At 37.7% G+C, this 19499-nt stretch carries 19 protein-coding genes; 5 read left to right on the top strand and 14 right to left on the bottom strand.

The features are described from left to right. Positions 1-22 precede the first annotated feature (22 nt). The 12 genes from ACZZZK_RS18970 to ubiE all read right to left on the bottom strand — a co-directional run bounded on the left by ACZZZK_RS18970 (position 23) and on the right by ubiE (position 10980). Positions 23-601 carry an OmpH/Skp family outer membrane protein gene (locus tag ACZZZK_RS18970; RefSeq protein ID WP_463485492.1) on the bottom strand — a complete coding sequence of 193 codons (579 nt, stop codon included), beginning with the start codon at positions 599-601 and terminating at the stop codon, positions 23-25. Positions 602-661: 60 nt separating this feature from the next. Next, complete coding sequence (locus ACZZZK_RS18965; RefSeq protein ID WP_056851821.1) at positions 662-1192, bottom strand: OmpH/Skp family outer membrane protein; 531 nt, start codon at positions 1190-1192, stop codon at positions 662-664. A gap of 99 nt (positions 1193-1291) precedes the next feature. Then, on the bottom strand, positions 1292-3835 hold the full coding sequence (gene bamA / locus ACZZZK_RS18960) for an outer membrane protein assembly factor BamA (protein ID WP_463486306.1): 2544 nt from the start codon (positions 3833-3835) through the stop codon (positions 1292-1294). A 153-nt stretch (positions 3836-3988) separates the two neighbouring features. Beyond that, on the bottom strand, positions 3989-4729 hold the full coding sequence (locus tag ACZZZK_RS18955; protein WP_463485491.1) for an isoprenyl transferase: 741 nt from the start codon (positions 4727-4729) through the stop codon (positions 3989-3991). Positions 4730-4748: 19 nt separating this feature from the next. Continuing rightward, positions 4749-5552 carry a type IX secretion system protein PorG gene (gene porG / locus ACZZZK_RS18950; protein ID WP_463485490.1) on the bottom strand — a complete coding sequence of 268 codons (804 nt, stop codon included), beginning with the start codon at positions 5550-5552 and terminating at the stop codon, positions 4749-4751. Between the two features lie 2 nt (positions 5553-5554). Next, the gene (locus ACZZZK_RS18945; protein ID WP_056851824.1) at positions 5555-6436 is read right to left on the bottom strand and encodes an NAD kinase; all 882 of its coding nucleotides are present in this window, start codon (positions 6434-6436) and stop codon (positions 5555-5557) included. 7 nt (positions 6437-6443) lie between these two features. Continuing rightward, positions 6444-7106: a CBS domain-containing protein gene (locus ACZZZK_RS18940; RefSeq protein WP_463485489.1), complete on the bottom strand. Its 663-nt coding sequence runs from the start codon at positions 7104-7106 to the stop codon at positions 6444-6446. Continuing rightward, the gene (locus ACZZZK_RS18935; protein WP_463485488.1) at positions 7106-7870 is read right to left on the bottom strand and encodes an alpha/beta fold hydrolase; all 765 of its coding nucleotides are present in this window, start codon (positions 7868-7870) and stop codon (positions 7106-7108) included. Before ACZZZK_RS18935 ends, ACZZZK_RS18940 begins: the two co-directional genes overlap by 1 nt. 195 nt (positions 7871-8065) lie before the next feature. Beyond that, a complete protein-coding gene (locus tag ACZZZK_RS18930) occupies positions 8066-8512 on the bottom strand; it encodes a GatB/YqeY domain-containing protein (RefSeq protein WP_463485487.1) in 447 nt (148 codons plus the stop codon). Positions 8513-8599: 87 nt separating this feature from the next. Then, positions 8600-9361 carry an SDR family oxidoreductase gene (locus ACZZZK_RS18925; protein ID WP_463485486.1) on the bottom strand — a complete coding sequence of 254 codons (762 nt, stop codon included), beginning with the start codon at positions 9359-9361 and terminating at the stop codon, positions 8600-8602. Between the two features lie 93 nt (positions 9362-9454). After that, positions 9455-10252 (bottom strand): type IX secretion/gliding motility protein PorT/SprT, encoded by a 798-nt coding sequence (porT, locus tag ACZZZK_RS18920; RefSeq protein WP_463485485.1) that lies wholly within the window; start codon positions 10250-10252, stop codon positions 9455-9457. Then, positions 10249-10980, bottom strand: a complete 732-nt coding sequence (ubiE, locus tag ACZZZK_RS18915; RefSeq protein ID WP_463485484.1) for a bifunctional demethylmenaquinone methyltransferase/2-methoxy-6-polyprenyl-1,4-benzoquinol methylase UbiE — start codon at positions 10978-10980, stop codon at positions 10249-10251. The genes porT and ubiE overlap by 4 nt, the downstream gene beginning before the upstream one ends. A gap of 250 nt (positions 10981-11230) precedes the next feature. Between ubiE and yihA the strand changes: the two genes are divergently transcribed. The 3 genes from yihA (at position 11231) to ACZZZK_RS18900 (ending at position 14567) form a co-directional block, all read left to right on the top strand. After that, positions 11231-11854 carry a ribosome biogenesis GTP-binding protein YihA/YsxC gene (yihA, locus tag ACZZZK_RS18910; RefSeq protein WP_463485483.1) on the top strand — a complete coding sequence of 208 codons (624 nt, stop codon included), beginning with the start codon at positions 11231-11233 and terminating at the stop codon, positions 11852-11854. A gap of 61 nt (positions 11855-11915) precedes the next feature. Further along, positions 11916-12773, top strand: a complete 858-nt coding sequence (locus ACZZZK_RS18905) for a UbiA-like polyprenyltransferase (RefSeq protein ID WP_463485482.1) — start codon at positions 11916-11918, stop codon at positions 12771-12773. A gap of 87 nt (positions 12774-12860) precedes the next feature. Continuing rightward, on the top strand, positions 12861-14567 hold the full coding sequence (locus ACZZZK_RS18900; protein ID WP_463485481.1) for a M3 family oligoendopeptidase: 1707 nt from the start codon (positions 12861-12863) through the stop codon (positions 14565-14567). Positions 14568-15280: 713 nt separating this feature from the next. On the opposite strand, the gene ACZZZK_RS18895 is transcribed toward ACZZZK_RS18900, so the two are convergent. Beyond that, on the bottom strand, positions 15281-16504 hold the full coding sequence (locus tag ACZZZK_RS18895; RefSeq protein WP_463485480.1) for an MFS transporter: 1224 nt from the start codon (positions 16502-16504) through the stop codon (positions 15281-15283). 283 nt (positions 16505-16787) lie between these two features. Between ACZZZK_RS18895 and ACZZZK_RS18890 the strand changes: the two genes are divergently transcribed. Continuing rightward, the gene (locus ACZZZK_RS18890; RefSeq protein WP_463485479.1) at positions 16788-18734 is read left to right on the top strand and encodes an amino acid permease; all 1947 of its coding nucleotides are present in this window, start codon (positions 16788-16790) and stop codon (positions 18732-18734) included. Further along, the gene (locus ACZZZK_RS18885; protein WP_463485478.1) at positions 18734-19282 is read left to right on the top strand and encodes a transposase; all 549 of its coding nucleotides are present in this window, start codon (positions 18734-18736) and stop codon (positions 19280-19282) included. The genes ACZZZK_RS18890 and ACZZZK_RS18885 overlap by 1 nt, the downstream gene beginning before the upstream one ends. Positions 19283-19339: 57 nt before the next feature. Here ACZZZK_RS18885 and ACZZZK_RS18880 read toward each other — a convergent pair whose 3' ends face one another. Continuing rightward, positions 19340-19498, bottom strand: coding sequence for a hypothetical protein (locus ACZZZK_RS18880; RefSeq protein ID WP_157255801.1), 159 nt, complete (start codon positions 19496-19498; stop codon positions 19340-19342). Position 19499 lies beyond the last annotated feature (1 nt).

Genomic DNA, 19499 nt, shown 5'->3' with positions numbered 1-19499 from the left:
ACTCAATACTCTCGACTCCAAACTATTTCTTAGGAGCTGGTGCTTTAGCTGCAGTAGCAGAAATACCTAATTTAGTTTTAACTGCTGAAGTGATATCATCACCACCTTCCCAGAAAACCAGGTTATTACCACCTTGTCCGTTTGCAATATCGAAAACGTAAGCTAAACCTTTTTCTTTCGCCACAGCAGAAATTGCAGTAGCTACCTTAGCTTGAATAGGTTGAAATAACTCACCTTGTTTAGTACCAACATCTTGAGATGCTTTAGTACGAGCATCAGTAATGCGTTTTTCTAAATCCTGTAATGCTTGGCCAGCAGCTTGTAATTCTTTACCAACTGATTCTTTATTTGCTTCGCTTAAAGTTTTTTCTTTAGCTTGGGCTGCAGACAATTGAGTTTGATATTCTTTGATCATCGCATCAATTTCTGCTTGTTTAGTTTTACCCAAAGTTTCCAATGTAGTTTGAGCCGCTTTAGCTTCAGGAAGATTTGCAAACACATCTTCTGAATTAATGTGACCTAATTTTTGTTGCGCACTTGCCATATTCGCTGTAAACATTAACCCTGCTGCTACAAAGAATACGTTAATTAACTTTCTCATCGTTCTATTTTACTTTTTATTTTTTTTGTTTGTTTTCTAAAATCTAAGGGGGCGAATATACTAATTTTTTCCAGCCCCTGGCTTGTAACCTAATTTCACAATTACATCATTACTAACATCGTAGCTGCTGCTTGCATAAATCATCATGGTTGCTTCACTACTTTTGTCAAAAATGAAATCAAGATATTTAGCCTTCGCAATCTGTTTAATTACATCAGAAACTTTCTCTTGAATTGGCTTGATTAATTTTGCTCTGCTTTGAAAAAGCTCACCATCTGGTCCGAACTTTTGGCGCTGAAACTCTTTCGCCTGTTTTTCTTTCTCAATGATTTCGTTTTCGCGGCGTTTACGCATATCATCAGTTAACAATACCTGATCTGCCTGATAGGCTTTGTACATCCGGTCGATTTCAGAAAAATTCTGGTCAACTTGTTGTTGCCATTGTTTAGATGCTACTTCTAACTGGCTTAATGCAGACTTATATTCTGGCATCTGTTTCAAAATATACTCGGTGTCTACATAAGCAAACTTTTGGGCATAAGCGCCAAAGGTTGTGCATAATAAAAATGCGATAAAAAGATACTTCTTCATTTGTGTGTGTATTTAATGATTCGTTATAACCTAAGCTTTTAATAAACTCAACTTAAGGCGTTTTATTACATATTTAGTTAAATTTTTATACTTTATCAATTAAAATCCACCTAATTGTTGTGCGATACTGAAGTGGAACTGGCCTTTGTTCGAATCAGGTAATCCTGGAATCGCATCAAAACCGTAACCATAATCAATACCCAACAAACCAAATATTGGTAGAAAGATTCTCGCACCTACGCCAACTGATCTTCTCACGTTGAAAGGATTAAAATCGCTAAACTTATTCCAGGTATTACCACCTTCGGCAAAAGCCAATACGAAAGCAGTAGCTTGTTGACTTGCAATAACTGGATAACGTGCCTCTAAAACATACTTGGTGTAAATCGGACTACCAGATTGTTGTGCAATACGAGGATCTGAACCTACTGGAATAACTGTATTGTTTGCATAACCACGCATCGCGATTAGTTCTGATCCTTGTAAGAAATCAAATCCTTGCATACCATCACCACCTAGTTTGAAACGCTCAAACGCTGATTGACCTACTGCACTGTTGTACTGCCCTAAGAAACCAAATTGTGCCTGTGCTTTAATTACCAAATTACCTGCAACGCGTTGGTACCATTGCGAATCAAATTTCCACTTGTGGTATTCAGTAAAGCGATATTTCTCTTTATCAGGTGCGGTTGCATAATTCACTTTATTAAATAATGAATATGGAGGTGTTGCCTGAATAGTGAAACGAATAAATGAACCCGATTTAGGGAAAATTGGTGAATCTCTTGAGTCGCGACTGATCTCTTGCGATAAGTTTAAATTGTAAGAAGTACCCGAAGTAAATAAATAACCTGGGTAGTTACTTAAAATATACTGCTGTAAGTTAACGGCATGGCTCAACTGGAAATAGTTATCCGGCCAGTTTAATCTTCTACCCAAACTCACGGTAACACCATTTAAACGGATTTTCTGGAACTGAGAGTTATCCGAATTTAAACCGTTTGACTGTAGTGAGGTAAAAGCACTTACACCAAAACTTACTGGCTTTTCTCCACCAAACCATGGCTGAGAGAAAGAGAAGCTATAAGATTGATAGTATTTACCATTCGTTTGCCCACGTAAACTTAATTTTTGTCCATCTCCCTTTGGAAGTGGCTTATAAGCTTTCAGGTTGAACAAGTTTCTTAATGAGAAGTTATTGAAAGTTAAACCCAAGGTACCGATAATGCGGCCACCACCAAAACCACCTGATAACTCAATCTGATCTGAAGGTTTTTCCTCTACAGCATACTCAATATCAACTGTTCCATCTGCAGGATTAGGACGAGGAGTTGGAACTGTCTTCGATTCATCAAAGTTACCTAACTGACCAATCTCACGAATGGTACGAATTAAATCACTTTTATTAAATTTTTGTCCCGGCTTGGTACGAATCTCCCGTAACACAACCTTATCATTGGTAATCGTATTTCCTTTTAAAGTAATTCTATTGTTGGTGTATTGCGGCCCTTCATACATACGCATTTCTACGTCAACCGTATCGCCATAAATTTTAGTTTGTACCGGATCAATATTGAAAGTTAAATAACCATTATCGGTGTACATGCTATTGATGTCGCCACCGTTCTCACCGCCACCGTTTAATTTCTTGTTTAACCTTTCTTCACTAAATACATCACCTTTCTCAATGGTTAAAACTTTATTTAAAATACTATCAGCATAGATGGCATTTCCAGCCCAGGTAATATTACCGAAATAATATTTCTTTCCTTCATATAAATCCATTTTAATATTTACCCTTTTCTTATTGTATTGGTAAATACTATCTTTCAGTAATTCAGCATCACGGTATCCCTTTTCATGCATCTTACCAATCATCTTCACCTTATTCTCTTCATATTTTTCTTTAGAGAATTTTCCTGAACCCCAAAAACGCCACCATGCAAATTGCTTAGGATTTTTTAAGTACTTTCTAAGCTTAGCAGCTTTAAAATCTTTGTTTCCGGTAAATTCGATGCGCTGAACTTTTACACGACTGCCTTTATCAATATTCGCTTCCAATACCACGCTATTTTCAGCATTTGGATCTTTACGCGTTTTGTAATCTATTGTAGTAAAAAAATAACCTTTATCTAACATGTACTTCTTTACAATAGCCGAAGTAGTGTTGTATAAGTTGTCGTTTACAATTTTCCCGGTTTTATCATTAAGTTTTTCCTGAATAGCCGTTTTTTGCGATTTGCTGATTCCTTTCAAATCGATTGAACTTAAACGAGGACGTTCAACCACTTCGATTTCGAAATACACAGAATCCTGAACAAATTTTTCGATATTAATTTTAACATCATCAAACAATCCCTGCGCCCAAAGCGTTTTAATCGCATCAGAAGTAGCCTCACCAGGAAGAGTAACTTTATCTCCCTTTGTTAATTTTGATAAGGTGATTAATACATCTTTATCAAGATATTGCGTTCCTGTAACGGTTGTGCCACCAATGATATATTCTTTTGGACTAAAATAATCGAGATCTAAGCCTCCAACTTTTAAAGATGGGGTTGCTGGCGCCTTACCTGTCGGACGTATTTGCGCAAAGGCTGGAGCAGCTAAAATGACTAGGATTAAAACTTGAAATATTCTTTTCATTAAAATAATTTGTTCAGTAATGGCCACGAAGGTAACAATGTTTTTTTTAGCAAAATTTACATTTGCCATGTTTCCCTTATTATGGTTTCATTTATCGTATAAAAGTGGTGCTAAGTTAGTTTAAACGCTTGTTAAAAAGTGTTAAAAGAAAAATTAGTTCAATTGTTCGCTAATTTTTCCGAAACGGCGTTCGCGTTTTTGATAGTCAACAATAGCCTCAAAGAGATCTTCTCTTCTAAAATCTGGCCACAAAACATCAGTGAAATAAAACTCCGTATAAGCCATTTGCCAAAGCAAATAATTACTTATCCGATGTTCGCCACTTGTTCTGATCATTAACTCCGGGTCTGGAATATTTACGGTTGTAAGTTTCGATGAAAAGAGATCCTCATCGATATCATCCATAGAGATTGTATTATCTTTTACGGCCTCAGCAATTTTTCTGGCCGCCTCAACAATTTCCCATTTTGCACTATAGCTAAGCGCCAGTGTTAAGGTACATTTTTCGTTGTGGGCAGTTTTATCCATTGCTTCTTTCAAATCATCAATACACTCTTGTGGTAAAGATGATATGTTGCCAATAGCATTAAGCTTAACTTTATTTTTGTTGAGGGTTTCGGTTTCTCTGTTAATTGTTGAGATCAGGATTTGCATCAAAGCATCAACCTCTTCCTTCGGACGATTCCAGTTTTCGGTAGAAAAAGCATAAAGCGTTAAGTATTCAATACCTACTTCAACACAGCCTTCTACAATATCTTTTACAGAAAGTACACCTTGCTCATGCCCAAAAACACGCACTTTTCCCTGGCCTTTTGCCCATCTTCCATTCCCATCCATGATAACGGCAATGTGCTTTGGCAGGCGGCTATAGTCTATTTGTTCTTTAAAATCCATTAATTAAGTCAAAATCAGCTTAAAACGAGTAGCATTTTGAGGATACAAAGGTAAAAGATATGCCAACACTAACAAATAGATAAGTGTCCCTTTTTCTAAAATCTCCTCTTTGGGTTCCTGCAACACCAATTTGACCGATAGATGGATCGGATAAATTGATGCGATTTCCATCTGAACCAACAAATACCTGTTTATCGCTGTCCGGATACCTTTCACTAACATCGTCAATATAGTCAGTCAACGGCGTTCTATAGCCTAACTCCGTAAAAACACTCCAGGTATCTTTATAATTGTATCGTAAACCCACACCATAAGGAATGGTTAAAACGGCATTTTTATATCCATTCTCCTGTCCTTCCGTAGCCAGTCTATCCAAACGATAGGTTTCACCGTCGTATTTAACTTTTGGTTTAAATACCACAAAACCAGCACCCGCAAATAAGTAAGGTGTAAATTGACGGGTTCCACCACCCAAATTATAATTAAAAAAATTGAAATCGATCAGCGCACTGAATTCGTTTAAGGAAGTATTAAAACTTAAGTTTCTTTCTCTGAACTGTGCATTGTTTGATTGTGAATCTTTAGCCTGAATCTGGCCATAAGTATAGTTTAATCTTACCCCTAAGTATTGATTGAAGTTTTTCTTTCCATAAACTCCGGCCGAAATACCACTCACTTTTAAAGGGTGGTTTTGATTAAGATCACCCATGTATCCTGCGCCACCGCCCATCAGCCCGATTTCCCAATTGCCCTCTTGAGCAAAAGATATTTTTCCTCCGGTAATAAGAAATAAGATGATGATTAGGAGTTTATTTAGCGTCATACTTAGTAGTTACGGGTATCTATGCCCCATAATAATTTATTCCTTAACGTGTTTAAGTAAGTTTCATTGTTAAGACGAATAAGATTTATGCAAAAGTCGGCTTTTTTTATTGATATTTTAACTGAACGCTCTACCGTTACGGTTCTACTATCACACGAGACCAAAAATTTAGATTCTCTGGCTTCCACTTCGAAAGATAATTTATTATCATCGGGAAGCACTACCGGCCGCACATTTAGATTGTGGGGTGCAATAGGCGTAACTACGAAATTTTCAGAATCTGGATAAATGATTGGTCCACCGCAGCTTAGCGAGTATGCCGTGGAACCCGTTGGCGTGGCAATAATTAAACCGTCGGCCCAGTACGAATTGATAAATTCATCATTCATTGATGCATGAATAATCATCATAGCCGAATTATCCCGCCTGTGGATGGTGATGTCGTTCAACGCAAAATTTTCTTCTCCGAATAATCCATTATCCGATTCTAAAACCAAAAGTGACCGTGTATCTAAGCTATATTCTTTATTTACCAACGCGTTAAGCGCCGATTCAATCTCGTTTTTATTGATACTGGCCAAAAAGCCCAAACGACCAAAATTGATCCCGATAACAGGAATATTCGAGTCGCGAATTAACGAAAGGGTATCAAGCAAAGTTCCATCTCCACCTAAACTTAAAAGCACATCCGCATGATCTTTTAGTTCCTTATGATTATGAAAAATTACCGTATTGGCTGGCAACTTGATTTTACCGTGAAGCGATGTTTTAAACTTAGAATATAAAACGGGTTGAATATTATGAGTGGCCAGAAAATTAAAAACCTCCTGCACATAGGGTAAAACTGTATCGTTAAAATCCCTCCCGTAAATTGCGATCCTCATAAAATATTTAAACGTTTAGATAGTTCATGAAAGAATCATAACGTTCCTGAGAACCATCGTCAATTTGTGTGTTGTTGTAAACTTCCTTCACCAGGTAATCGTACCTTTCAAAAGAAGCCACAAGCGATGTAATTTCTGTTTTATTAACTTTTAAAGTCACTTCCATCCGAGTGGAATCATCAAAAGTATTGACATAAGACGATAAGATCTGAGCATTATCTGCTTCGACAATTTGTGAGATATGTGCCAAAGAATTATCCCGGTTACTGATTTCCAACACAATAATTCCGCCTGGCTCATTAACAGCATACTGTTCAGCCACGGCATCAACCATGTTGTTAATAGAAATTAAGCCCAGGTAGTTTTTTTGCTGATCGACAACCGGTACAGCGGTTAGTTTTAGCTGGCTCATCAAACGAATCACATCATAAGTGTGTGCGTCGCTTAAGGTAAAAACGTTTAGGAAATTAACGCCTGAATCCGTCAAAATTGTATCGTGCTTGCTGATGTTTAATAAATCATCTTCGGAAACTAAACCCAACAAAGAAGCTTCGCTAAGAACTGGCATGTGCTTCACTTTAAATTCGTTCATACGATCTAAAGCTTTTTGCACCGTGTCATCAGCTCTTAATGATGGAATAGCATTCGATATGATTTCTTCAGCAAACATTATTTAAGTAAAATTCTATCTAAAAATTTCTCCAGATAACCATTAAATATTTCCGGATGCTCCATCATAGGGGCATGACCGCATTTATCAACCCAGTTCAATTCAGAATTAGGCAACAATTGATGGAATTCTTCTGCTACTTCTGGCGGTGTAACTTTATCATTCTTTCCCCAAATCAATGAAACGGGGATGGTTATTTTTGAAAGTTCCTTGGCCATATTGTGGCGAATTGCCGACTTAGCCATCGTTAAAATCCTAATCACCCGAGATCGGTCGTTAACGGTTTTAAACACATCATCAACCAATTCTTTTGTTGCCGTTGCTGGATCGTAAAAAGTAAACTCTACCTTTTCTTTAATATAATCATAACTCTCACGACGCGGGAATGAACCTCCGAAAGCATTTTCGTATAAGCCAGAGCTACCTGTTAAAACCAAAGCCTTAACAAATTCCTGATGCGCAACTGTAAAAACCAAACCTACGTGACCTCCTAAGGAATTACCCACCAAAACCACTTGATTTAATCCCTTAAATTTTAAAAAACGATGTAAGTACCTTGAAAGTGCTTTAACGCCTAAAGTTAAAATTGGCAAATCGTAAATAGGTAGAATGGGAATAATTACATGATAACGATCTTTAAATTGCTCTATAACACGCTCCCAGTTACTCAATTCGCCCATTAAACCATGCAGCAATACCAACTTTTCGCCTTTTCCAGCTTCAATGTATTTAAATCCGTCTTCTTCAATTATCTGGTATGTCATATATATTATAGGTGGTATTGTGCACTAAGTTAGTAGAGTAAAATTAAATTTTCGCATTTCTATGCTATTTTTCTGAAATAAAACCAATAACGGTATAAAAACCTTCGTTAAAGTATAAAGATGCAAGTATCAAGTATCAAAACAGTGTCTAGATTCATTTTACTTTGGTCTTTTGCCTTTAGTCGTTAAGCTTAACTATGCGAGCTTCTCTTTTACAATTTCAGCTATTAATTTGCCATCTGCCTTACCTGCAAGTTCTTTATTGGCCAAACCCATCACCCTCCCCATATCTTTAACCGATGTAGCACCAGATTGTTTGATCACGCTTTCGATAATCACTGCAACCTCAGCCCTATCCAACTGCTGCGGCAAAAATTGGTTAATTACCGCAATTTCTTCTTCCTCTACCTGAAACAAATCTTCACGATTTTGTTGCTTGTAAATATCAGCTGACTCCCGGCGTTGCTTTATTAGCTTTTGAAGAATTTTCAATTCTGTTTCTTCGGTAATTTCTTCTGCTGAACCCTTTTCGGTTTTAGCCAACAGTAAAGCTGCTTTAATTGCCCTTAATCCTCTTAACTGAGCATTATCTTTAGCCAACATGGCTTTTTTTATTTCTTGATCTATTGTGTTTGATATCATATACCCCAAACCCCTAAAGGGGCCTCCATTCTTAAATTCTATTATTTGGTTTATACACGCCCAGTTTTTAATTCCCCTTTTAGGGGGTTAGGGGGTTCTATTTATAATCGTTGCCGTAGCCTGTACAGTTGGCATAATCAGCATATCGTTTATATTTACATGTTTCGGGCGACTTACTACATACCAAATCGCATCCGCTATATCATCGGCGATAAGTGGCTCCAGGTTTTCGTACACTTTTTTAGCCCTGTCTTCATCTCCTTTAAATCGTACCACCGAAAATTCAGTTTCCACCATACCTGGATTAATTTCAGTGACCTTAATGCCGTGAGGCAAAAGATCGATCCGCATACCTTTACTTAATGCATCAACCGCATGTTTGCTGGCACAATACACGTTTCCGTTTGGATAAACTTCCTTTCCAGCAATTGAACCGATGTTAATGATATGACCTGATTGATTTGGAATCATCCAGTTAGAAACAATTTTGGTAACATACAGCAATCCTTTAACATTGGTATCAATCATGGTATCCCAATCATTTGTATCGCCCTTATCAATCGGATCCAAGCCCTGGCTTAAACCGGCATTGTTAACCAATACATCAACATTTTTCCAATCTGCAGGTAAATTTCCCAACACAGTTGATAAACTTTCTTTGTCACGAACATCAGCTAAAACCTGCTTAATTTCGATGGTATATTTATCAGCCAAATGATGCGAAAGTTTCGCCAAACGATCTTCGCGACGGGCAAGTAAAATTAAGTGATAACCTTGTTGGGCGAAGGTGTGCGCACAAGCTTCGCCAATACCAGATGTTGCGCCTGTAATTAATGCAATTTTAGACATGTTTATGAATAATTTAGCTTCAGTTTAACCAGGAGCATTGCTGCAATTGGTTTTATTAACGCAGGCAAAGGTAAGTTTTTTTGAATTGTACGGCTATTGAAAAATTAAACTGAACGTTAATTGACGTAATTTTAACTTATCAATAGGATTAGCAAAAGCAGTATCGTCGTGCTGAAGCAAATCATTGGTTGAGTAAGCCACCTTAATTTCGGGCGACATTTTGAAGTACTCGAAATACAAGTCGAAACCTATTCCCGTTTCATAGGATAGATAATTGCGCTGATTTTTCAGCAACTTGTTTATCGGTGTTTCGCCTTCATCGAAGAATTTCTTTTTTGAAGCGATATCTATCGAATATTTAGCACCGCCCAACCAGTAAGCCCTAAAGTTGTTCATGCGGTTCGATTTAACTTTTATACCTATCGGAAACTCGAACATGGTGGCCTGAACCTTCTTATCGATTAAGGTTTGATAATTTTTCGTTTGGCCATTGCCGAGATCAATGGGATCTAGTGGTAAGTACTCATACGTAACCACACGATCACTAAAAATCAATGATGGAGTTGCACGAATATCAAAATTCTCTGCCAAGCGCCTGTTCATCACAAAACCTAAACCAAAGCCCTGCGAAGGTGGACTTGAAATAGCATTCAAAGAATTTGTAACTGGCAAACCCGAATTCGGATCATAAGACACGCCCAAAGAATTTGGCACTTCATAAAAAGGTGCCCGCCAGTTTTCTTTTTTAAGAATTTTGTATTCTGCAGAAATATACTGAAAATTAAATCCAAAGCTCCAATCCTCATCATCAATTCCGCCACCCCAGTTCTGAGCCAGGCAAGCCGTAGAAATTATGAATAACGAAAGGATGAGGCTTAATTTTTTTATCATTTAGTACCGACGTAGATTGAACTTATTCCAAACGTTAAAATTCTTTGTTTGGTACTTTTGAAACCAACTTTTTCCATAAGGGTTGTAAAATCACTTCCATCAGGAAAAGCGGCTACAGATTCAGGTAAATAAGTGTAGGCTCTGGCATCTTTCGAAAACAACTTTCCGAAGAATGGTGTAACATGCAGGAAGTAAAAATTATATAGTTGCTTTACTGGAAAAACACGGGGTTTTGAAAATTCTAAGATGACCATTTTGCCGTTGGGCTTTAACACCCTGTACATATCTGTTAAACCTTTTTCGAGGTTTTCGAAGTTACGAACGCCGTATGCGCAAGTAATGGCATCGAAAGTATTGTCCTCAAAATGCAGGCCTTCCGAATCGCCTAACTGAACGGTAAAAGTTTCGTTTAAGCTGCGCTCATTTATCTTTTTCTTAGCCACCTCTAGCATTCCCTCAGAAATATCTACACCAATCACTTTTTCAGGATGAAGTTTTTTAATTGCTTCGAAAGCAAAATCGCCTGTTCCTGTGGCTACATCCAGTAAATTTCTCGGTTGAATGGAAACCAACTCTTTAATTGCTTTTTTACGCCACAGTACATCAATCCCTAAAGAAAGAAAATGGTTCAAAAAATCGTAGGTACCCGAAATGTTGTTAAACATGGTTGCAACCTGCTCTTTCTTGGTTGCGTCTTCTACTTGATAAGGAGTGATATTCTGATTCATGGTATGGGGCAAAGATAGGGAAAAAGTCCGAAGTCGGGAGTCAATAGTCGGAAGTCTAGAGTATCAAAAAGTATCAAAAGCGATAAAAAGTTAGAATTATACCAAAGGTGGATTACAGATGACTTTAAATGCAGTTTTGGAGAGCAGATATGCGATATGCTTGAGCGAATTTTACAATATCAAGAGATTGCCGATTTAGACTAAAGGCTTCAGACTTCGGACTTCCGACTCAAAACCCTACCTTTGCAATATGGTTATCAAAACGGCAACATTTGTTTGCAGCAACACCCAGATTTCGGCTTTACCGATACCAACAATGCCCGAGTATGCATTTATTGGCCGGTCAAATGTGGGCAAATCTTCTTTAATTAACATGTTGGTTAATCAACATGGACTGGCAAAAACCTCTCAGCGGCCCGGAAAAACGCAACTCATTAACCATTTTCTAATTAATGAGAAATGGTACATTGTCGATTTGCCAGGCTACGGCTACGCGAAGGTTTCTAAAACCAGTAGAGAAAAGTGGGAGAAATTTATTCGTGCATATATCACTAAAAGAGAAAGCTTACAGTGTGTTTTCGTGTTAATAGACAGTCGTTTAGAGCCTCAACAGATTGACATTGAATTCTGCTATTGGTTGGGCGAAAAGCAAATTCCATTTTCGTTGATTTTCACTAAGGCAGATAAACAAGGCATGACCACCACTCAAAAAAATGTAGCTGCTTTTAAGAAAAACTTAGGTGAGTTTTTTGAAGAAATCCCCGCAACCTTTATTACATCAGCCGAAAAAGGTAACGGAAAAGATGAAGTTTTAAATTTTATTACGGAGGTGAATCAAGATTTTGTAGTTCCATCAGACTACAAGAAGTTCTAAGCGCTTCGCAGTTTTCAAAGAAGTTTGAGATCTTAACATAACAATATTCGTATATCAGTAAATGAAAAAATACTTTTCACTCGTATTATTCGCTCACTCGGTTTTTGCTTTACCGTTTGCAATGATTGGGTTTTTCCTGGGCGTTACCACTACCGAAAATCCTTTCTCGTGGTATAAATTAATCCTTGTACTGCTTTGTATGGTTTTCGCTAGAAATGCTGCAATGGCATTCAACCGCTATTTGGATAGAAACATTGATGCCAAAAACCCACGTACCCAAATGCGGGATATTCCGGCGGGAAAAGTGTCTGCTAATGAGGCATTAATTTTCGTGATTGTAAACTGCGTATTTTTTTCCGTTGCCACCTACTTTATCAATCCGCTTTGCTTCTATCTATCGCCTGTGGCGCTTTTTGTCGTTTTATTTTACAGCTACACCAAGAGATTTACTGCATTGTGTCACCTCGTTTTAGGCTTAGGTTTATCGCTAGCCCCTATTGGCGCCTATATTGCAGTAACCGGGCATTTTGCTTTGGTACCGGTGTTATACTCCTTAACGGTCCTGTTTTGGGTAAGTGGCTTCGATATTATTTATGCCTTACAGGATGAGGATTTCGACCGTGAAGAAAAATTACACTCCATTCCGTCGGCACTTGGCATAAAAAATGCACTCAATGTGTCGGTTTTATTGCATGTACTTTCTGCAATCTGTGTGATCCTACCGGTGTTTTTTACCGAGTTTAGTTGGGTTTATTATGTTGGGATTGTATTTTTCTGTTCGATGCTGATTTATCAGCACCTGTTAGTAAAACCAAATGATATTAGTAAAGTAAACAGAGCGTTTCAAACTTTAAATGGATATGCATCAGTGGTGTTTGCTATTTGCTTTTTAATCGACGCTTACATCAGGACCAAATAATAATAAATGATAGAATGAATGAGTTTTGAATGATAGAATGTTACGCAACATGCTATCACTCATTCGAAATTCAATAATTAATAAAACATGATTATAGAAAAAAAAATAAGAACATATATTCCTCAAGATTTAGCCATCACCTGGGAAAGCTTATCTCCACTTTTTACCGAACTACAAAACCGTGAAATTAACAGTGTTGATGAATTGGAACAATGGTTAAAAGATCGCTCAGAATTGGAGGCTGCTTTAGAAGAAGATTTCGCCTGGCGATACATAAAGATGAGTTGTGATACGGCAAATGAAGAATTGGTTAAAAACTTCCAGTATTTCGCAGAGGAAATTGAACCCAAAATTTCTCCTTTATCAAATGAATTGAATAAGAAGTTTGTCGATAGTCCTTTTATGGATGATCTAGACAAAGAGAAGTTTTTTGTTTACAGCAGAGCGATTAAAAAGGCTTTGGAGATTTATCGCGAGGAAAATATCGAACTTTTTACGCAATTACAAGTTAAACAACAGAAATATCAAGGCATTACTGGTGCCATGAGTGTTGAAATTAATGGGCAGGAATATACACTGGAACAGGCTTCCATTTTTATAAAGGATTTAAATCGCGAGGTGCGGGAGAATGCATGGAAAACCATTCAACAGCGCCGGCTAATCGATAAAGATGATTTAAACATGCTGTTTGATGAACTGATTAAATTGCGTAACCAGGTTGCTTTGAATGCTGGCTTTGCAAACTATCGCGATTATATGTTTCAGGCTTTGGGCCGTTTTGATTATACACCACAAGATTGCTACGATTTTGCCAATGCGATTGAAAAGGAAATCGTTCCCATTTTAAAGGAACAAGCAGAAAAACGTCGTGAAGCTTTGGGCTTAGAAACGCTAAGGCCTTGGGATATGGAGGTTAGTGTAAGCGGGAAACCTGCATTGAAACCTTTTAACAACGGTGCTGAACTTATTGATAAAAGTATCGCCTGTTTTAATGCCATTGATGAAAAGTTGGGTACAAAGCTAGCTACAATGAAAGCCAATAATCTTTTCGATGTAGAAAGCAGAAAAGGTAAAGCGCCAGGTGGATACAATTATCCTTTGGCGGAAACCGGTGCACCATTTATTTTTATGAATTCGGCTAATTCTCTTCGCGATTTAACTACCATGGTTCATGAAGGTGGCCACGCCATCCATACTTTTCTAACGGCAAACTTAGAATTAAATGATTTTAAGCATTGCCCATCTGAAGTTGCTGAACTGGCATCAATGAGTATGGAATTGATTTCAATGGATAATTGGAATGTTTATTTCGACAATGAGGAAGATTTGATTCGTGCCAAAAAAGAGCAATTGGCTGATGTTTTAAAAACGTTGCCATGGGTGGCGGTAATCGACCAGTTTCAGCATTGGATTTACACCAACCCAAATCATACTGCTGCTGATCGTGAAGAAACTTTCAAGCAAATTTACAACCGTTTTGGTGCAGGCTTCGCCGATTGGACAGATCTGGATCAACAATTTGGTAATGTTTGGCAGAAACAGTTGCACTTATTTGAGGTTCCGTTTTACTATATTGAATATGCTATTGCGCAGTTAGGTGCGATTGCAGTTTGGAAAAACTATAAGGAAAATCCTGAAAAAGCGTTAGAACAATATTTGGCAGCACTTTCTCTAGGTTATACCAAACCAATGAATGAGATTTATGAAACGGCAGGAATCAAGTTCGATTTTAGTGCAGAATATGTTAAAGAGTTGGCTGCTTTTGTAAAAGAAGAGCTAGAGAAATTAGGATAGATTGAGGTTTAGGGTTTAGGGTTTAGGGTTTAGGGTTTAGGGTTTAGGGACAGGTCTTTAAACCTAAATTAGTTTTAAATAAAAGAAAGTCGTAGTGTTTGCTGCGACTTTCTTTTTGATATTGGGTTGATTAAGCGACCTCCATCCTAGTCCTAGCGTCTCGCTAATACTGATCGCTCAAACCAATCAGAATATCTAATTTTAGTTATATTATCTCACTACGAATCTTCGAAGTAAAAAATCTGCGAAATCTCCGTAATCTGCGGGAAAAAATTAATCGCAAGGAATGGCCAGCTGATTATAGTTCTAGCATTTCGCTAAAACGCTATAGAAAACGTAAAATAGATCTACCGCTGATCTCACAGATTGACGCAGAGCAACTTGTTAATAGCGAAATTTTAGTCGTAGCGGTTCGTTTAAGCTTTGCAAAAACAAAACATCTGCGAAATCTCCGTAATCTGCGGGAGAAAAAATTAATCGCAAGGAATGGCCAGCTGATTGTAGTTTTAGCGTCTCGCTAAAACGCTATAGCAAACTAAAATAGGTCTCCCGCTGATCTCACAGATTTCCGCAGAGCAAATTATTAATAGCGAAATTTTAGTCGTAGCGTTTAAGCCTTGCGAAAACAAAAAAATCTGCGAATTTCTCCGTAATCTGCGGGAGAACAATAAAGCGTATAAACTTCCGCTTGATTCAAAGACAATACTAATTAGCTAAGCAGTAACCTCATCCTTCTTTCTGGTTTTCATAATCAAAACCATTATCGCTACCGAAATCACAATCATCACTAAATAACTGAAACTCAAATTCCGTTCATCTTTTGCCGGGAACAAATTCACGATGCCATAACTTAGAAAGGAAACGATTACATAAGTAATTCCGCCTGTTAAACCCCCAGCTATACCCGCATTTTTAGGAAATTTACTTAGGCAGAATGTGAAATAATTATTAAAAGTAAAACCAGCACCAATGTGAATAATGAAAGCGAAAAAAATCAGTGAAAATAAATTCGATACAAAATTTAAGCTAACGATCATTAAAGCTACAAACACTACCTGAAGTAGCGAATTGAGCATTAATCTTTTAAAAAACGGCTTATTGATGGTTGCTTTTCCTATAAAACCGCCAACCATCCAGGCGAAGCCTAAAACCAACGAACTATAACCTGCGACAACCGGCGAATAATGCAGTTCATGTTCAATAATAAATGGCCCGGTCATGTTATAAACCATTACCATACAGTAGGCAAGGCCGAGCATTACGATACCAAGCGTAAAACTGGTTGTTTTCACCATACTTAAATAAATATTGCTAATCTTTTTCAGTTGGAAATCTGTAAAATTTGTCAGCGTTTCTCCACTAAACAAAAATTCCAACCCGGCAAAAACTAAAGCGAAACCTGCAAGGAAGTAAAAGTTAGATTCCCAGCCAAATGACGTTTGTAGATAACCGCCTACAAACGGCGCTATAATTGGCCCGGTAGACCAAATAATGGAAAACAGACTCAAATAATGCTTTAACTTATCGCCTGTAAACAAATCGACAAAATATGCCCTTTTAGCCACGACTACTGCACCGACAGAAAGACCATGAACAATTCTCATTAAATAAATAAGGTAAATATTATGGGTGATGGCAATAATTATACTCGCCGCCGCAAATATCAATAGGCTGTATAACCCAATTTTGTACCGTCCAAAACTATCCAGCAAACTCCCTACAAAGAGCTGAGCAACGCCGTAGCTGATCAGAAAAATACTTAATGTCAATTGAACCTGAACACTGCTGATGTTCATTTCGCCTGCCATTGTTGGTAGTGATGGAATGTAAATATCTGTGGCAAAACCAGAGAGTGGAATAAGGGTGAATGCCAAAATTGTTGCTATGCCTTGATTTTTTTCTTTTATCGCCGGTCGATGTGTAATAGAAGATGTCATTGTTGAGGAATTGAATGGATATTTGAAACCATCACTAAATAATGCGGCAAAAGTAGTATTTTATCACAATGCCGATTTATCAGTAAGCCAATAAACACATCGAGATTACAAAAGAGTGGTATTTTTACTTTTGAAACAGAATAGTTGAAGGATTTTATAGACTAAAGCACCATCTTTTACTCCAAAAATCATTTGAAAATGAATGTAGAGAAATTTATATCTTGCTTTAAACGTTTTTAACCGATATTTTTTTAAGTTTGAAGAATACAACAACCAGGCAAAAATGTTCGAAAAGCTATTTAGAAAGAAATCTATCTCCAAAATTTTAAAAGATGCAGCAAGCGGCTATGGCGATCATGAAAATACGCTTCATAAAACATTAGGGGTACGAGATTTAACTGCGTTTGGTATTGCGGCCATTATTGGTGCTGGTATTTTTAGTACCATTGGTAAAGCCAGTGCAGATGGTGGTCCGGCTGTGATATTTTTGTTTATTTTTACCGCTGTTGCTTGTAGTTTTGCGGCTTTCGCCTATGCAGAATTTGCTTCAATGGTTCCGGTGTCGGGCAGTGCATACACTTATTCTTACGTAGCATTTGGCGAGTTGGTGGCCTGGATAATTGGCTGGTCGCTCATCATGGAATACTCGATAGGAAATATCACAGTAGCCATTTCTTGGTCTGATTACTTTACCGGATTACTCTCTTCTATTAAAATACCATTTTTAGACATTCACGGAATCCATGTTCCGGATTGGGCAACGATGGATTATTTGAGTGCCTATAACGGACATAAAATTGCTGAAGCTTTATCGGCGGCAGGCAAAAATCTTAATGATTTGGATTCTGCTACAGCTTTAGCGAATAACGCCTGGTTAACCGCTCCACAAATTGGAGGCTTCCACCTGGTTGCAGACATTCCCGCCCTTGGAATCATTATTTTGATTACCTGGTTAATTTACCGCGGAATGAAAGAAAGCCGTAATGCCAGCAACGCAATGGTTGTGGTGAAGCTGGCTGTGATTCTATTAGTGCTTGCGGTTGGTATATTTTATGTTGACACCAATAATTGGAACCCTTTTGCGCCAAACGGAGTTTCGGGGGTTTTGAAAGGTGTTTCTGCAGTTTTCTTCGCTTATATCGGTTTCGATGCAATTTCTACAACTGCCGAAGAATGTAAAAATCCGCAACGTGATTTGCCCCGTGGAATGATGTGGGCTATTATCATTTGTACCATTTTATATGTTGCTATTGCCCTGGTTTTAACAGGAATCGTAAAATCTGATACGCTTGCAGTGGGCGATCCACTGGCATTTGTTTTTGATCAAATCAATTTAAAATTGATGAGTGGCATCATTGCCGTTAGTGCTGTTTTCGCAATGGCTAGTGTGCTGTTAGTGTTTCAAATGGGGCAACCACGTATTTGGATGAGCATGAGTCGCGATGGATTGTTACCAAAGTCTTTTTCAAAAATCCACCCGAAATACAAAACCCCATCATTCGCGACCATCGTAGTCGGCTTCGTTGTTGCTGTTCCGTCGTTATTTATGAACTTAACCATTGTAACGGATCTCTGTTCGATAGGAACTTTATTTGCCTTTGTATTGGTTTGTGCCGGGGTTTTGGTATTGCAAAACCGTCCGGATGTGCAACGTGGCAAGTTTAGAATCCCTTATGTAAATAGCAAGTTTATTGTTCCAATTGCTTTTATTGCAGCAGTAGCATTCGCCTTCACACAATACGGTAAGGAAACAAAAGCATTCCTTTTAAACTCTCCTAAAACCGTTACCACAGTCAATTTCGTGACTTCCTTAAACGGAGAAGAACTAAAAATTGTAAAAGAAGAAATTGTAAAAAATGCGGCTCCACAGATTATGCTTGCAGATAAAGTTGACGCTGAGTCTTATTTGAGCGCATTACCTGGAGATCGTTACGAACAATTTATCTCCGCTTCTAAAATTTCATTCGAAAAAAAGTATGAGAATGGCTGGAGCCTTTTCAAACACAAAATACCGATGTGGATCTTCTTGATCATTTGTCTGATTATTTGCTATTACTGTATTACACACAATCTTTCTCTGATTCCGGTTCTAGGCCTTATAAGCTGCTTATACATGATGTGCGAATTGGGAATTTCCAACTGGATTGGTTTTGGTATCTGGCTGGTTGTTGGCTTAGTGGTCTATTTCGCGTACGGATATAAGCATAGCAAGTTGGCACAAGAGGTTTAATGGGTTATGATCCTTTATTACATCATCGCCGATCCATTAGGTTAAAAGGATTTGATTATTCTAGCTCAGGAGCATATTTTATTACAATTTGTTGCGAAGATAGGTTACATAGATTTGGAAAAGTAACTGACGGCGAGATGATTTTGAATGATTGCGGAATGATTGCATACAATGAGTGGCATAATTTAGCTGAAAGATTCTTGAATTTAGAGCTGGATGTTTTTCAAATTATGCCGAATCACATGCATGGAATAATAGTTTTGTCTGATGAAATAGTTGTCGGGGCAACCCTTGCGGTTGCCCAAAAAGAAAGTGAAACAAGGGCAACCGCAAGGGTTGCCCCGACAATATCCGATATAGTCGGAGCGTATAAATCAATTGTTTCTAACTCTTGCTTAGACCTGTTCAAGCTAAAAAACAAAACTATGGGAAAATTCTGGCAGAGGAATTACTACGAACATGTAATCCGGGATGAAAATGCTTATAATAATATCTCCAATTATATTTTGAACAACCCTAAAAAATGGGATGAAGATAAATTTCAATAAAAAACCCATTTCATTCGTTTGAATAAAATAGGTTTCTAATCTGATTAGGAATCAATTCTAATTTTCTTTTTTCTTAATAAAAGCCAGTGCCGTAATCATCACTAATCCTAATGCAGAGGCAATCATAAAAGTATTACCAGACTTAAGGTGGTAGATTTTAGCAGCCGGACCGGAGATAAAAAGACAAATACCGAGTATTAAAATTGCAGTTCTCATG

Source organism: Pedobacter sp. AC163 (assembly GCF_979258665.1).
This window is presented reverse-complemented; position numbering and strand designations above follow the sequence as displayed.

Coding starts and splice junctions, on each gene's coding strand:
- ACZZZK_RS18970 (WP_463485492.1), bottom strand. CDS start 601: ATGAGAAAGTTAATTAACGTATTCTTTGTAGCAGCAGGGTTAATGTTT.
- ACZZZK_RS18965 (WP_056851821.1), bottom strand. CDS start 1,192: ATGAAGAAGTATCTTTTTATCGCATTTTTATTATGCACAACCTTTGGC.
- bamA (WP_463486306.1), bottom strand. CDS start 3,835: ATGAAAAGAATATTTCAAGTTTTAATCCTAGTCATTTTAGCTGCTCCA.
- ACZZZK_RS18955 (WP_463485491.1), bottom strand. CDS start 4,729: ATGGATTTTAAAGAACAAATAGACTATAGCCGCCTGCCAAAGCACATT.
- porG (WP_463485490.1), bottom strand. CDS start 5,552: ATGACGCTAAATAAACTCCTAATCATCATCTTATTTCTTATTACCGGA.
- ACZZZK_RS18945 (WP_056851824.1), bottom strand. CDS start 6,436: ATGAGGATCGCAATTTACGGGAGGGATTTTAACGATACAGTTTTACCC.
- ACZZZK_RS18940 (WP_463485489.1), bottom strand. CDS start 7,106: ATGTTTGCTGAAGAAATCATATCGAATGCTATTCCATCATTAAGAGCT.
- ACZZZK_RS18935 (WP_463485488.1), bottom strand. CDS start 7,870: ATGACATACCAGATAATTGAAGAAGACGGATTTAAATACATTGAAGCT.
- ACZZZK_RS18930 (WP_463485487.1), bottom strand. CDS start 8,512: ATGATATCAAACACAATAGATCAAGAAATAAAAAAAGCCATGTTGGCT.
- ACZZZK_RS18925 (WP_463485486.1), bottom strand. CDS start 9,361: ATGTCTAAAATTGCATTAATTACAGGCGCAACATCTGGTATTGGCGAA.
- porT (WP_463485485.1), bottom strand. CDS start 10,252: ATGATAAAAAAATTAAGCCTCATCCTTTCGTTATTCATAATTTCTACG.
- ubiE (WP_463485484.1), bottom strand. CDS start 10,980: ATGAATCAGAATATCACTCCTTATCAAGTAGAAGACGCAACCAAGAAA.
- yihA (WP_463485483.1), top strand. CDS start 11,231: ATGGTTATCAAAACGGCAACATTTGTTTGCAGCAACACCCAGATTTCG.
- ACZZZK_RS18905 (WP_463485482.1), top strand. CDS start 11,916: ATGAAAAAATACTTTTCACTCGTATTATTCGCTCACTCGGTTTTTGCT.
- ACZZZK_RS18900 (WP_463485481.1), top strand. CDS start 12,861: ATGATTATAGAAAAAAAAATAAGAACATATATTCCTCAAGATTTAGCC.
- ACZZZK_RS18895 (WP_463485480.1), bottom strand. CDS start 16,504: ATGACATCTTCTATTACACATCGACCGGCGATAAAAGAAAAAAATCAA.
- ACZZZK_RS18890 (WP_463485479.1), top strand. CDS start 16,788: ATGTTCGAAAAGCTATTTAGAAAGAAATCTATCTCCAAAATTTTAAAA.
- ACZZZK_RS18885 (WP_463485478.1), top strand. CDS start 18,734: ATGGGTTATGATCCTTTATTACATCATCGCCGATCCATTAGGTTAAAA.
- ACZZZK_RS18880 (WP_157255801.1), bottom strand. CDS start 19,498: ATGAGAACTGCAATTTTAATACTCGGTATTTGTCTTTTTATCTCCGGT.